Origin of the sequence: Clostridium sp. ZBS2 (genome assembly GCF_023845855.1) — a bacterium.
Classification (GTDB): Bacteria; Bacillota; Clostridia; order Clostridiales; family Clostridiaceae; genus Clostridium; species Clostridium aquiflavi.
In genome coordinates, this window is record NZ_JAMQIF010000016.1 from 48,107 (window position 1) to 63,580 (window position 15,474).

Consider the following 15,474-nt stretch of genomic DNA (forward strand, 5'->3'; position numbering starts at 1 on the left):
AAAGGTTACTTTTATTATAAATCAAAGTAAGTTCTTATTTTTTACGAATTTATTAATAATTTATTATTTTTAAAAAAAGTGGCTATATTAGCCACTTTCTACAAAATCTTAGCATTCCTAAGTTCAAATACTCCGCCCACTTTGCTTATGCATATATCAACACGCTACTAAAACAGAGCCATTATTTAAAATATTCTTCTAAAATTCTTCTATCAAGTTCTTCAAATTCATATTTTTCTAAATTATTTTTACTTATCCAATCTGCATCAGCATAACTTTTATCCAAAACATATCTTTCTCTCAGTACTCCAGTATATACCTTTACTGCTTCTTCTTCATTTATACTGAATTCTTTAAATTCTTCAAGTTGAAAAAGTACTGTCTTTAACATTTTATTTGCTGCTTTACTTAAAGATCTTTCACAATCTTTTTTTCCTTTTAAGGGTGTGTTAAGTAATGACCATATTTCCTGTTGTCCTCTTTTAACCTTCTTTTTTAAAACTAAAATGTTGTTAAAATCATCTTTTAATATTAATACACATCCAATAATATTCATAGCTGTATTCTCCCCACATTTAATCTCTTGTATTTTATTTATAAATAAATTATAACTCAATAGTCTAAATTATGAAACATATTTGACATAATTTTTAAATTAATAAAAGTTTTTAATAATGTGAATAGAAAATTTTTCACATCTTACTATTTTTATTAAATCCGATGCAAAATTAATAATTTAATATTATAAATTAAATTTTAAATGTATTCTTAAATATATTCTCATTTTTTTTAAAAATTTTTAATAATCTGCTAATTTAATCAAGATGTAAATATAAAAAAAATAAGTTATATTATACTTAAGAAAAGGTTTTAAACTAAAAAAATTATTATAAAATATTTTTAAAATCGGAGGGATTATTATGAACTATGGAACACTAAAAAAATCTAAATTACACTTAGTAGCTAATGCTACTAAAAATATCTCTCAAAATAAAAGTTTAGAAAATTCATTAGATTTATCAGAAATTTTAACAAAAATATGGAATCGTATTTCTAATTTATTTAATAATAACTCAGAAGCTATTTATGATCGTAACAAGTATTATTCTTATAATCATAATAATAAATATACAGTTGAAGATCCTACTGAGATAACATTAATTTCATCAAGAAGAACTTTTTATTAAAACGAATATTTTACAATTAATATAAATTTTATACAATAATTATTATTGAAGTCTCAAACTGTCTTAAAACAGTCTGAGACTTCCTTTTTTCATCTTTGAATAATCTCTGAATTTATTTAATATTTATACTTTAACTTAATATATTCCACATTTTGAGCTATCTTTTATGTAAAATCAATTGTGCAAAAACTTCCATATTCTCTGGTGTAATCGTATTAAATATGCTATAATTTAACTATACTTTAAATGAAAGGATGAATACATAATGAACGAACCAAAAATCGGACAAATATCTAAAAGAGAACTTATTGTTACAAAAGATACACTAGCAGTTAATGTTGGAAGTGGAAGCGTTGAAGTTTTTGCTACTCCAATGGTTGCAGCTATAATGGAAGGTGCTGCTGCTGATTTAGCTCAAACTTTTTTAGAAGATATTTATACTACTGTTGGTACAAAAATCACAGTAAATCATCTAGCAGCAACTGCAGAAGGTGTTAAAGTTTTTGCTGAAGCTGAACTTACAGCCGTAGACGGTCGTAAATATTCTTTTTCATTAAAGGCATTTGATAATAAAGGCTTAATTGCTACTGGTGAGCATGAGCGTGTATGTATAAAAAAAGATAGCTTTATAAACAAAGCAATTGAACGTAAAAATTCATAGTTTTGTTTTATATATTCCCAAAATCTTATTTAACCAAAAAGAGCCTAACAAAATGATTGCAAAAATCAATTTGTTAGGCTCTTTTCTACCCCTGGGGTCCAAAAAATGGTAATAAGAAAGGTTATTGCATTATATTAACAAGATCTCTAAAATCATCTCAAATTTTTTTACTCTATAATATGCTCATGATCATATATATGTTTTTCACAATATGCATAATCACCTTTACATTTACTACAATATCTAAACAACATATTAGGATCATCTTTATCCGTCATTCCACATACTGCACATTTATGTCTGTATTGTTTTTTATTTGCTTTTATTGACTTTTTATATTCACTCATTCTTATTACAGAACCTTTTCTAACTCTTGTTTCTTTATAATCACTTTTTCCAAAGAACAACAAGTAGTTAATTATTGGTACTATACATACAATTACACCTATAAATCCTCCACCATTAATTAATGAAGAAACTATATCAAATACTATTTTGGCCCATGCTAGATACCCTAACCATTTCATTTTTACAGGTATTATAAAAAATAATAATATAGTATATTCAGGAAATAGTTTTGCAAATGCTAAGAAAATTGATAATGTAACTGCTGCACCTGTTGCAGGAATTCCTGTTAAAAATGATATTATTATAGTACTTAACATTCCAACAAAAAAATAAACATTAAATTTAAATCCACCCCATACATTCTCTAATGTGGTGCCTACAATATAATCAAAATACAGACCTAATGCTACCATAAATATACTTCCACTTAAAGGCGGTATTAATACAAATGTAATAAGTCTCCAAATTTCACCATTCATTATAGCTTGTGGAGATAAAACTAATTTATTTACATAACTAAAGTTACCTAAAATAATGTATGTTACCGCATACACAAAAGCACTTAAGCTAATAACTAACCACATTAAATTAGGTATATAATATTTACCAAACTTTCTTTCTAGTTTATTAAGCCATTTCATTTGTGAACTTCCTTTCTAAAAATACTATTTGCTTTCTTATAATTTTACCATAAAGCTTTCCATAATAAAACAAAAAGCAGAGCCTTCCCAAACTCTGCTTTTTTTTCTATTGTATCTTAAGATACAATACTTTAAATTATTAATATTCTGGAATATATTCTTTCACAAAAATAATATATCTTAGTTTATTTTTATATAAATTTCTCTGTCCACAAGCTTTACACTAAAATATCAACACTTGTTTAGTCTATATTTTAATAAATATTCATTTTACACTTTCAATAATTTTTATAGTGTTTTCTTCACTTATTCCCTTATCTGAATTTATAGAATATGACAAATCATTGTCATTCCATTTTGCAGCGTTAATAACATCATCATTTCCTTTTAATGAAACAATTTTATCATTTATATTTAAACTCTTTTCTATTTCATATTTAAAATTAGAAGTATTATCTTCTTTAGAAAGCTCTTTCTTCACTTCAAGATCTAATTTCACATTACTATTTTCATAACTTATTAATATATTATTATTTTCTTTAAGGTTTATATTTTTTATATCTTTATTTTCTATAACTTCTTGAGGTGTTTTGATAGAAAAATCTATGTTTGAATTTAATTCATCTAAATTTTTAAAATTTCTATTTAAGTTTTCATAATTCTCAACTGATTTAATTTTATTACTATCAGTGTAATTATTATCATATGCTGCTTGCATTATTGGTTCTGAATTATTTAAAGAATTTTCTTTTATATTAGTTTCTATTTTTTGTTCAATGTTTTTTTCTTTAGGAATTTCTTCTTTGGTGTTATTTGAACTTTTATTAGTTGCATTATTACTTATTGAGTTATTGCTTACTGAATTTTTATTATAATTATCTTTAGTTTTTTCTAATGAAGTTTCATCCTCTAACTCTAATTTCTTTTCATTATCTTCATATGTATCTGCGTCTATGCCATTTACATTTGAGCTTTCATTACTGTTATCTTTTATCTGATTAAATGATATTTCTTTTTTGTCATTTAATGATATTTTCATTTTATCATTTAAACTCATTTTTACATTAACTGAAAATACAATAATACTAAAGCACGCTGCTGCTGCTAAAGTTCCTAAACTTCTATAACTTCTCTTTTTGAATTTGCCTTTTGTATTTTCTTGATTTATAGAATCTATATTATTTAATATTCTTTTTTTCATTTCATCATCTACAGTAATTTTATCCATAGTCTTTTTATAATTCTTGCTCAAAATCATATTCCTCCTTTAATTTGTCTTTTAGTATGTTTCTGGCTCTATGCAATAATGACCGTACTGTAGATTCCTTTTTATTAATTAAATTTGAAATTTGAATTGTAGAATAATCTTCATAATAAAATAAATGTATAACCTCTCTATATTTAGCAGGTAACTTCATAACAGCCTCAAAAACATCATGATTTAAATAAGTATCATAGTATGGAAGCTCTTGAAACTCTTCTCTTTTTTTAAACCAAGAAGATTTCAATTTATTTTTACAAATATTTCTACTCACACATATAAGCCATGCTTTTTTATGATCTTCATTTTCAAATTCATTTGTACCTTGAATTAGTTTAAGTAAAACTTCTTGTAATACATCTTCAGCATCATGTATATTTTTCATATATGAATATCCAAGTCTTAATATCATATCCCCATATTTGTCTAAATCTCGTGAGATATGTTCATCTATATATAGTGAATTACCCATAAGGTAGCTTCCCCCTTCACTTATAAAACAATTAAGTAACATAAAATGTTGCATTAATATGAAATTTTCTTTTATTTATCTATAATTATCTTTAATACTATATTTTTTCTTATTATTAATTTAATATCCAAGCTATACTACCCAATTACTTTTCTAAAAGTATTAAGATAATAATTAAAAATTCTTACTTTAATATTAATGTAATATACTTTATTATACTAAAATAAGCTATATTATTGAAAAAACAATAATATAGCTTATTTTTAATTAAATAAAATTCCGTTTAATACCTTAAATATTATTCATTTAATAAAGTATGTATTATTCTTGTTGCATCCATATATTTAGCAATTGATTTTCCATGGTTTAATCTGTTTATCACTCTAGATACAAATTCTGACATATCAGCACTTGTAAACCACTCAGCATCTTTTAATGATTGTGGTATATACGTTAAATTAGTAGAGTAAATTCTCTTTATCAATCCTTCTTCATAAGCTTTATTGAACTTATTAAGACCTTCAGTAAAGAATGCAAATGTGGCAGCTACATATACATTTCTAGCGCCTCTGCTTTTTAATTCTTTTGCAATATCAAGAACAGATTCACCAGATGCTATCATATCATCAACAATTAAAACATCTTTTCCAGTAACATCTCTTCCCATATATTCATGTTGTACTATAGGATTTTTTCCATTGACTATAGTTGTATGGTCTCTTCTCTTATAGAATAATCCAACATCAACCCCTAAAACACTTGAATAGTAAATAGCTCTATCCATTGCTCCAGTATCCGGACTTATTACTAGTAATCTTTCTTTATCAAGCTCTAATGATTTTTCATTTAATATAATTGATTTTACTATATCATAAGTTGGATAAATATTTTCAAAAGATAATAATGGAATAGCATTTTGAATATTAGGGTCATGAACATCAAATGTAAGTATTTCATCTACACCTAATCTTTCAAGTTCTTGAAGTGCTAAAGCACAATCTAAAGATTCTCTACCTTTACGTCTGTGTTGTCTTGATTCATAAAGAAGTGGCATTATTACAGTAATTCTAGCAGCTTTTCCTCTAATAGCTGAAACTGTTCTTTTTATGTCTTGGAAATGTTCATCAGGACCTTTATGATTTTTGAAACCAAACATTTTATATGTACAACTATAATTTCCAACGTCACATAATATGTAAATATCTTTTCCCCTCACTGTTTCAGAAATCTTAACCTTTCCTTCACCATTAGAAAATCTTATTTCATTAATTGGTATTAAGAATGACTCTTCTTCTTTTCTAGTAGTTCTTATAAAGTCATCTATGGCCTTACCTAACTCTTTACAGCTTTCTAATGCTATTATTCCAAGTTCATGATTTAATTCAGTCATTAGTTTCTCTCCCTTTATTTATAATTTATCTTTTATTTTTAAATATATTACCTATTAACAGTATATACTAAAAATGCATTTATATAAATATGTTATCATAATTTTAGTAAAATATTATATATCTATTATACTATATATTTATTAATCTGCATAATATACATCATTAGAAATATTTTATTTCTTCCTATCTAATCTCACTCTTTTTAATTTAAATGTATATTTTCCCAACATTTGAAATATTAAATAATAAAGAGATTCATTTATATATAGAATTTAACTAAACTCTATAGTAATTAATATGCATTCAAATTCATTTTGTATATCTTTTATTTTAGCTTAACTTATTTTTTGTGAGCTTAATAAAAGATATGTATAAATTATAAAAATTAGAAAAGAGGGATTTATTATGTCAAATCTATCATTTAAGGTATATGAAAGAAGTGTAAAAGAAAATAAAAAGGGTCTTAGAAGAACAGGATTAATTCCAGGTGTAATCTTTGGTGAATTCTTAAAAGAATCAATTCCTGTAAAAATGCCTACTGGTGAATTTAATAAGATGATAACAAATAACAATAGTGGTTCTATTATAACTTTAAATTTAAATGATAAAAAAATTAATTGTGTAGTTAAAGAAATTCAAAAACTTAGTCCTAGCAAAATTTTGCATGTTAGCTTTCAATCTGTAAAACCAAATGAAAAAATTAAGATGAGAATACCTATTAAATATGTTGGACAAGAAAATTTAGAAACAAAAAGATTGTTGTTGGAAACATTTACTCCTTTTATAGATTTCCAAGGAGATGTTGAAAAAATTCCTGAATTCCTTGAAGTTAACGTATCAAAAATGAATTGTGAAGATAAATTATTTGTTGAGGATATCAATGTACCAGATGATGTGTTAGTAATGACTGATCCTAAAACATTATTAGCTGTTATAACTCCTTTTATTGAATAATTCCTATTTATATTGCCTCTTTTCATTTCCTATATTTGACTTTAAAGTATATATTTATTATACTTGAACTACTAAACAAAAGGAGGATGATGCATATGTGGAGCTTTAATGTTAAGCTCTTGATGTAGTTACTTATGCGTTCAAATTCATTTTTGTATGGATTTATGCACCTTAACGTATCTTTTGTGAGCTTAATAAAAACTACTATTTAAATTATAAAAATTAGAAAAGAGGTTATTATTATGCCAAATATAGCATTTAAGGTATACGAAAGAAATACAAAAGAAAATAAAAATAAACTTAGAAAAACTGGTCTAATTCCAGGAGTAATTTTTGGTGAATTCTTAGAAGAATCAATTTCTATAAAAATGTGCAATGCTGAACTTCATAGGATGATAAGAAATAATAATAGTGGTTCTATTATAACTCTAAATTTAGATGATAAAAAGTTAAATTGTGTAGTTAAGGAGATACAAAAACTTAACCCTAGAGAAATTTTGCATGTAAGTTTTCAATATGTAAAACCAAATGAAAAAATTAAAATGAGAATTCCAATCAAATATATTGGCCAAGAAAATTTAGAAACCAAAAGATTAGTATTAGAAACATTTACTCCTTTTATAGACTTCCAAGGAAATGTTGAAAAAATACCTGAATTTCTTGAAGTTAATGTAGCTAAGATGAATTGTGAGGATAAACTATTTGTTGAAGATATTAGTGTACCAGAAGACATATTGGTAACAACTGATCCTAAGACATTATTAGCTGTTGTAAATCCTTGCCTTTAATCTTTTCACTAAAAAATAATATATTATGTTAAAACAATTAATACATATTTCACTAGAGATATGTATCTTACTTATTTTATAGAATAAAATTAATTAATTATTTTAAAAAGAAGATAATTCGTTATTTGAATTATCTTCTTTTAAATTTAGGCTATGGTTTTAACAGTGTATTTAAACAACTTCATTTTACATTTTTACTAATATTTCATTTATAGCTTCACTTATTTTCATTCTTTCATCATAAACCCATTTAGCATCAAACTTTAAATTAAATATTTTAGAAAATGAATAATACATGTTTATCTTTTGATAATATATTTCTAAGTCATCTAAATTTCCTGTGTAGCATTCTGGAATGAATAATTCATCTTGTTTGTTAATAAATAATTCATCTACATAATTTAAGAACGTCTCCATTAATTCATCTCTTGATACATCAAAAGGTACTTTTAATAAATCCCATTCATCCTCTTCTTTTAATTTATATTTCTTTATTTTATCCAAAATTAAAATATACTCACTAATATCCATTTTAGTATAATAATCTAATTTTTCTTCTCTAGTACTCCAAAGAGCTAACTTTTCATTTAATGGTAAGCTTTGTATTTGAAGTATTGCATCTGATGGACCAATTACAGCTTTTCTTATAATATTATCCTCAACTTCTAATTTAGATTTAATAAAATCCGCTGTACCGCCTACTCCTGCAATATATCCTACATCATAAATACCAATTCTTCCAGCTCTCCCACCAACTTGTTTTACTTCTTGTGAAGTTAATTCTCTTACTTCTTCTCCATCAAATTTTCTTATACTTAAAAAAATTATTCTTCTTATAGGTAAATTAACTCCCATTCCTATAGCATCAGTAGTTACAAGAACCCTTGTCTCTTTATTTACAAATTGTTCATATTGCATTCTTCTAACCTCTGGTGGTAAATCACCATATATCACACTGGCTTTTATTCCTTCTCTTGAATAATCTTCTGCTATCTCTAATACTCTCTTTTTAGAAAAAACTACAATAGCATCTCCATCTTTAACGTCATTATAGTTAAAGTTCTTATACTCAACTTCAAGTGGAATAGATCTTTTATACTCTTTTATTTCATATTCATCATTACAATCATTTATCATTTTCTCTAATATATATTTCGCATTAGCTGCTCCACATATATGTATTTCATCACATTGCAATCCAAGCACAGATTTGCTCCATGCCATTCCCCTATGAGTGTCACTAATCATTTGAATTTCATCAATTACAGCTATATCATAATGTTCTTTTAAATTAACCTTTTCTATTGTACATGAAGCATGAGTAGCTCCAACCTTTATTATTTCTTCTTCTCCAGTTAATAAGTCACAAACTATGCCCTCTTTGTTAAGCTTTTCAAAGTTTTCTAACGCAAGAATTCTAAGTGGAGATAAATAAACTCCATTCTTTGCAGTTTTAAGGCGTTCTATTGCATTATAAGTTTTACCAGTATTAGTATCACCTAAATGAATATAAAATTTTCTTTTCATATATCTAGTATGAATATATTCATCTTTTGGATTAGTTGGAAATTTTTCTTCAAATTCTTTTGCTATTAATTTTGGTATATGCATTTTAGTTAATACTGTCATTAAACCTTGATTTAAAAAGTTGTTATAATTTCCACGTACAACTTGATGAAAATCAAAATCTGTATTATTTTTATTATTATAATAATCAAGCATTCTCTTAGAAACATATTCTAAGAGCTCCTCATATTTTTCATATACTTCATTGAAACCCTTTAACCCTTGATTCTCAAATTCCTTAAGATGTCTTAACTTTTTTCTTATTGAACTTTCATGTTCTATAAGTGCTCCTGGTTTTGAATGCTCTACTATCTCCTCTATTTGATTTATTTGACTTTTATACTTCTTAAATTCTCTTTGCGCTGCATTTTTCTTCATTAAAAAACCTCCAAAATATACTCAAGAATTTATCTACCCTGTGTTTTTAAAATTTTTTAATTAAACTATTAACTTGAAACCCATATTTCTAATTTAGATTTGTACTAAAATTTACTTAAAACATAACTTATTTTTATTATATCACAATTAAATGTTTTCTTTCGTTAATACTATTACTCCATTCATCTTTACTTATACATATACAAAATATCATTTGATTTATTAACTTTATCATTATAAAAGCAAACTATTTGAAATTCTTTTGTAAGTCATTTGTAACAAAGTTTGGTAAATTTTGAATTAATATAGTATTAAAGAAATAAAAAACAGTAAGGAGACGATACTATGAAAAGAAATTATATACGTAAAATAATATTAGCTAGCTTGGCACTAATAATGACTACCAGTATATTTTTAGGTTATGGACAAAAGGCAAATGCTGCTACTATTATTAATGATACTTCAAAAATACAAGTAGTAGAAAATACTATAGCTAATGACTCAGCATACTTAAAAGAAAATATTAAATTATTTAACTTTAAAGCTGAAGATAATAATGAAAAAATCAACATTTTAAACAAAAAAATTAATAATGATATTGATTTACTTTTAAGTGAAATGAGAGCTTACAGTAAAGAGGATTTTGATATGTTTGGGAAAGAATTTGTAGCTTTTCCATATGAAGTAAATATAGATTATAAACTAACTAACCAATCTGATTCTTTAATAAGCTTATATATGGATATCTATAGATATTCTGGAGGAGCTCATGGAAATACATTAAGAAGTTCATATACAATTGATAAAAATACAAAGGATTTAGTGTCTTTAAATAATTTGTTTACTAATGGATATGATTATAAAAAAATAATAAATGATTCAATATCAAAACAAATTGCTACTAATCCCGAAAATTATTTTGAATCTGCAATAAATTTTGAAGGAATCAATGATGATGTAAATTTTTATATTGATGGAGATAATCTTATAATATATTATCAACAATATGAAATTGCACCTTACTGCTGTGGAATGCCAGAATTCAAAATTTCTTTAAGTTTATTTGGTGAAAACTATTTATACCATAATTCTATAAATCATTAGAAAAAATTTAAACAATAAATTAAGTAACTTCACTAAGCTTTAGTTAGCATTTTACAAATAAAAATTGAAAGTTCATGCTCTGGAAATCTATAGACCTTATAAGAAATATATATTAAAATTCTACAATTTTCTATATATCAAAAGGGAGCAGTTCTAGTAACAGCTCCCTTTAAATTATATACTTTTATGCAATAATTGAAGTACAGAATGTAATTCTTGAACTCCTATTTGACCAGGAGCTGATGCTTTTTTTGAAGCACCAAAAGTTAAACAAGATCCAAAAATTTCTCCAGTTAATCTGCTTATAACTCCAATGCCATTCATAGACATAGTTATTATTGCATTATCAGGATATTTTTGCTTAATTTCATTTGTAGCACAAAGTAAAGTTAAAACATCATTTTTATCCTGAGGCATAACTGCTATTTTAGGTAAATCAGCATTTAATTCTATCATCTTAACTAATCTAGATACAATCTCTTCTTTACATGGAGTTTTTAAAAAATCATGATTTGACATAACAACCTTAACTTCATTATTATGTGCAACTTCTACTATTTCTTTTACAAAATCATCACCTGTAAATAATTCAACATCAACTAGATCTACTAATTTAGTTTTTATTATTTCATGAATTAATTTTATGTAATATTCAATAGCAATTTCTTTTTCTCCTCCTTCTTTTTTACTTCTAAACGTAAAAAGAATTGGTATACCATTTAAAGCTTTCGTCAATTTTAAAAGAGTATCTTTTACTTTTTCTATATTATCAACATACTCATAAAAATCAACACGCCATTCAACTATATCTAAATTTAAATCTTTTAAACTTCTTGATTCTTCTAATATTTCTTTACTTGTTATGCCTATAATAGGAACACATATCTTAGGTATACCATCACCTATTTTTATGCCCTTAACTTCAACAACCTTTGCCATCCCCAATTTCCTCCATGCCTATCTTTTATTCTAAAGTATCATATTAAGAACAAAGTAGCTACGCCACCTTGTTCTTCTAATTACTCCATCTACCTTTGCTTACGCATATATCAACATTCATTTAAACATAACCAGAGAATAAAATTTAATTATTCCTCGGCGTATCTTTTTAATATTTCTATTATTATATTTGTACAAATATCCATGCCTTCAACTGTTATATGTTCAAATTCACCATGATATGCAAATCCACCAGTTCCTAAGTTGGGGCATGGAAGTCCCATATAACTTAATCTTGCACCGTCTGTTCCACCTCTAATTGGTTCAACAATTGGAGTAACATTTAAGTCTTTCATAGCTTCTATTGCATTATCTATTAAATGGAAACAAGGTTTTACTAGTTCAACCATATTTCTATACTGCTCCTTTAATGTTACTTTAACTGTTCCTTCTCCATACTTTTCATTAAGAAGTTTTTCAACTAATTTCATCATAGACTTTTTAACTTGAATTTTTTCTGCATCATGATCACGTAATATATATTCCATACTAGCATTATCTGTGTTTCCACTTAATTTTTCTAAATAATAAAATCCTTCATACCCTTCTGTGTATTCAGGTCTTTCACAAGCCGGTAACATAGAATTAAATTCTATTGCTACATTTAAAGCATTTATCATAGTGTTTTTAGCACTTCCTGGATGAACAGATACTCCACTTATTTCTATTTTTGCACCTACTGCATTAAAATTTTCATACGCTATTTCGCCTTCTATTCCACCATCAATTGTGTAAGCAAAATCTGCTCCAAAATTCTTAACATCAAAAAGATCGGCACCTTGACCCACTTCTTCATCAGGTGTAAAACCTACACAGATCTTTCCATGAGGTATATTGTCATTCATTATAATTTCACATGCAGTAAGTATTTCAGCAATACCAGCTTTATCATCTGCTCCAAGAAGTGTTGTTCCATCAGTTGTAATGACAGTTCTTCCTTTTAAAGTTTTTAGATGTGGAAATCTTTTGGGAGATAATACGCTATTATTTCCTTTTAATATAATATCTCCTCCATCATAATTTTCAATTATTTGTGGTTTTACATTTTCTCCACATGCAGCTGGTGCTGTATCTATATGAGCTATAAGTCCTATACTCTTTTTGTCTTCATAACCTTTAGTTGCTGGAATAAATCCGTAAACATAACAATTCTCATCACATCTAACATTCTCAATACCAAGTGCCTTCATTTCTTCTACAAGTAAATTAGCTAAATCAAATTGTCTCTTGGTTGTTGGATGTGTTAATGAATTTTCATCTGATGTAGTATACACCTTGGCATAGTTTAATAAACGTTCATAAGCTTTCATTTAATTACCTTCTCTCTTAATAATATAGTTATAACATTATAGAACAAAATCGCCAAGGCGACTTTAGAACTGTCGATTTTTTTAGCCATGCACTCTTTCCAAATGCAATGGCGGAATAATTATTGTATTTTCATTTTGCTTTATATAATTATTATCATCTAAATATTACTTTTCTTCAATATTTTACTCTAAATAAGATTAATATATAATCTTAATTTAACTATATTTTTCAACTTTACTATATGCTGATTTAGAAATTTCAATACTCCTAAAATGTTCATCATAATACACATTAATATTTTCAAGTTTTTCTTCTAATATTAATGTAGAATTTCCAAAGCAAAACTTTGTATTTGGATAAGCAATTGTAGCACTTATTCGTCCAGACTTAGGAACTTTTAAAGCTGTAGCTACACAAGCACTACTTCCTACAATTCCTGCACTTATATTGCCTTGTGCGTCTAACAATCCACCCCTAGCAACTGAATTAGGTTTAGCAAATATTATATCTTTCATAGCATTTAAATAAGAAGTATATTCTCCATTACCATTTATTATAATATTTCCTGTGGATTTTATATAGCAATCTTGACAATAATTCAATTTTACATCTAAAGGCACTATAATATTTTTATTATAGTATTCTAATTCATTATCTAATATATTATTAAAATTATTTAATTGTCTCATAGAATGTAAATCAAGCATACCATTCATAAGAACCTTATCTCTAATTAGATCCACTAGTTTGTTATATCTTATTTTATTTTTTATATTAGTTGATACTATATCTAAAGATATCTTTTTAAAGTCTTTAAACTTAGTATCTATTACTAAGTTTAGTGTTGTTCTAAAATCCATTTTCATATTTTCTAAATTTGCTTGTTTCATAATACTAATTATTGATGAAATATTTTTCTTATATAAGTTTAATAACTGAGAATAATCTTTTTTTTGCATATCAATTTGACCACATAAAATCTTAGAGCTAATTGCACTTCCTAAAATCGTAATCTCCCCTCCTGTAACTACATTAGATGTATTTACATTATGGCTTACATCTAAGGCACCACCAGCATTAACACTCATGTGATCATCAACGCTATTATAAACTTCAATATCACCATAAAAAGCAATATTGCACGTTTCCATATTTACACTTTCTACAGAATACACTGGATTAACTCCAATGCTTCTATTTAATATGTGTGCTTTCCCATCTATTAATGCTATAACATCATTATTTTCTATCTTACACCCTTTAGATGTTTTTATTGGTTCATTCCTTATATAGTCCTTTTTTACAATTTGCCCAAATACATTTATACCATCTTTTCCAAGAACTTCTGGAATTATTTCAGCTATTTTATCTCCAGCTTTCACATTTGAAATTCTAAATAAATTTTTATAATCCACTTTCTCTTGTGAATCAATATCTGGGAAAAACATTTTAGTTTGTATAAATAAAGGTTTTATTTCAGATGGTATATCTGTTATAGGCTCTTGCCCTTGAGCAACAATAATTTCTTTTCCTTTATTTTCTGATACAATTTTTAAAGCTTCTTCATTTATACCATATATAACTCTCTTTTCTTTTAATATATTCTTTAACTCCATTATACTAAAAGGCTCTGGATATTTTTCACTTATTACTTCAGTAGTTAAAGCTAAGTTTAAAAAACATTGTTTATCTTTAAGACCATATTCTATTTTAGGTGCATAATTTACTGTCATAAAAGCCTTCATTTTATTTTTTGATATATTAACTACAGCTTCTCTTACTTCCTCTGTACTTACACGTTTACATTCTATTTCATCATTTGATGTAACTTCATAAACATTATTTACCTTACAACGTTTTTTGTTGATATATAATTCTATATTGTTACATACTTTTATGGTTATAGGCTGATTAACTATAGAACTTAGTTCTTTATCAACCTTATCTACTATTATTATTTTCCCATTAACAACTTTGGCTCCAAATTCCATTTCTCATTGATCCCCTTAATTACCTTAATATACTTATTATACTATAATATCAAAAAATTAACATAACATTGAATTATTATGTATATTTTAAAAATAAGCGACATATATTAAATCATAAGTAAAAATTATGATATTGAGAGGTTAAGTAGGCATGGAATTAATGTATATTAAATATAAAAATAACATAAAATCAACTACTATAAAAGACGGTAATAAACTGATTAGAAGTGAAGCAAAAGTAATACCATTAAGAAATAAAGAAAATTTTAAAAAACCTAAGACTTATTATAACAATATCTCAAATAAAGTAAATGATGATGATGATAAAACTAATGAAAAAATCACCAATTTTTTCTTTAATGCAATTCATAAAAACTACTTAGCTAACAAAAAAAGATTTTAAAACATAGCCTAAAAATAAT

The 15,474-nt window shown here is 25.7% G+C and carries 15 protein-coding genes; 6 read left to right on the forward strand and 9 right to left on the reverse strand.

Annotated features, from left to right (window positions below; all coding sequences use genetic code 11):
- Positions 1-181 precede the first annotated feature (181 nt).
- Positions 182-556 (reverse strand): hypothetical protein, encoded by a 375-nt coding sequence (locus NG918_RS09620; RefSeq protein WP_252215369.1) that lies wholly within the window; start codon positions 554-556, stop codon positions 182-184.
- Positions 557-920: 364 nt separating this feature from the next.
- Here NG918_RS09620 and NG918_RS09625 point away from each other — a divergent pair, with 364 nt between their 5' ends.
- Both NG918_RS09625 and NG918_RS09630 read left to right on the forward strand, forming a co-directional pair.
- Entirely contained in the window at positions 921-1,187 is a 267-nt protein-coding gene (locus NG918_RS09625) for a hypothetical protein (RefSeq protein WP_252215366.1), read from the forward strand.
- A 265-nt stretch (positions 1,188-1,452) separates the two neighbouring features.
- Positions 1,453-1,848, forward strand: coding sequence for a thioesterase family protein (locus NG918_RS09630; protein ID WP_252215364.1), 396 nt, complete (start codon positions 1,453-1,455; stop codon positions 1,846-1,848).
- A gap of 167 nt (positions 1,849-2,015) precedes the next feature.
- On the opposite strand, the gene NG918_RS09635 is transcribed toward NG918_RS09630, so the two are convergent.
- The 4 genes from NG918_RS09635 to NG918_RS09650 form a co-directional block, all read right to left on the reverse strand.
- A complete protein-coding gene (locus NG918_RS09635) occupies positions 2,016-2,837 on the reverse strand; it encodes a rhomboid family intramembrane serine protease (protein WP_252215361.1) in 822 nt (273 codons plus the stop codon).
- A gap of 265 nt (positions 2,838-3,102) precedes the next feature.
- Positions 3,103-4,089, reverse strand: a complete 987-nt coding sequence (locus NG918_RS09640) for a hypothetical protein (RefSeq protein ID WP_252225886.1) — start codon at positions 4,087-4,089, stop codon at positions 3,103-3,105.
- On the reverse strand, positions 4,073-4,570 hold the full coding sequence (locus NG918_RS09645) for an RNA polymerase sigma factor (RefSeq protein WP_252213533.1): 498 nt from the start codon (positions 4,568-4,570) through the stop codon (positions 4,073-4,075). Before NG918_RS09645 ends, NG918_RS09640 begins: the two co-directional genes overlap by 17 nt.
- 298 nt (positions 4,571-4,868) lie before the next feature.
- On the reverse strand, positions 4,869-5,960 hold the full coding sequence (locus tag NG918_RS09650) for a ribose-phosphate pyrophosphokinase (protein WP_252213532.1): 1,092 nt from the start codon (positions 5,958-5,960) through the stop codon (positions 4,869-4,871).
- 406 nt (positions 5,961-6,366) lie between these two features.
- Between NG918_RS09650 and NG918_RS09655 the strand changes: the two genes are divergently transcribed.
- Positions 6,367-6,915, forward strand: a complete 549-nt coding sequence (locus NG918_RS09655; protein ID WP_252213531.1) for a 50S ribosomal protein L25 — start codon at positions 6,367-6,369, stop codon at positions 6,913-6,915.
- A 242-nt stretch (positions 6,916-7,157) separates the two neighbouring features.
- On the forward strand, positions 7,158-7,703 hold the full coding sequence (locus NG918_RS09660; RefSeq protein ID WP_252213530.1) for a 50S ribosomal protein L25: 546 nt from the start codon (positions 7,158-7,160) through the stop codon (positions 7,701-7,703).
- A 186-nt stretch (positions 7,704-7,889) separates the two neighbouring features.
- Here NG918_RS09660 and NG918_RS09665 read toward each other — a convergent pair whose 3' ends face one another.
- Positions 7,890-9,647, reverse strand: a complete 1,758-nt coding sequence (locus NG918_RS09665) for a helicase-related protein (protein WP_252225889.1) — start codon at positions 9,645-9,647, stop codon at positions 7,890-7,892.
- Between the two features lie 345 nt (positions 9,648-9,992).
- Here NG918_RS09665 and NG918_RS09670 point away from each other — a divergent pair, with 345 nt between their 5' ends.
- On the forward strand, positions 9,993-10,751 hold the full coding sequence (locus tag NG918_RS09670; RefSeq protein WP_252213529.1) for a DUF3298 and DUF4163 domain-containing protein: 759 nt from the start codon (positions 9,993-9,995) through the stop codon (positions 10,749-10,751).
- A 174-nt stretch (positions 10,752-10,925) separates the two neighbouring features.
- On the opposite strand, the gene aroD is transcribed toward NG918_RS09670, so the two are convergent.
- The 3 genes from aroD to NG918_RS09685 form a co-directional block, all read right to left on the reverse strand.
- Positions 10,926-11,690, reverse strand: a complete 765-nt coding sequence (aroD, locus tag NG918_RS09675; RefSeq protein ID WP_252213528.1) for a type I 3-dehydroquinate dehydratase — start codon at positions 11,688-11,690, stop codon at positions 10,926-10,928.
- A gap of 149 nt (positions 11,691-11,839) precedes the next feature.
- A complete protein-coding gene (gene pepT / locus NG918_RS09680) occupies positions 11,840-13,060 on the reverse strand; it encodes a peptidase T (RefSeq protein WP_252213527.1) in 1,221 nt (406 codons plus the stop codon).
- A 216-nt stretch (positions 13,061-13,276) separates the two neighbouring features.
- Entirely contained in the window at positions 13,277-15,052 is a 1,776-nt protein-coding gene (locus tag NG918_RS09685; RefSeq protein WP_252225892.1) for a FapA family protein, read from the reverse strand.
- Positions 15,053-15,203: 151 nt separating this feature from the next.
- Here NG918_RS09685 and NG918_RS09690 point away from each other — a divergent pair, with 151 nt between their 5' ends.
- Entirely contained in the window at positions 15,204-15,455 is a 252-nt protein-coding gene (locus NG918_RS09690; RefSeq protein WP_252213525.1) for a hypothetical protein, read from the forward strand.
- Positions 15,456-15,474: the final 19 nt, after the last annotated feature.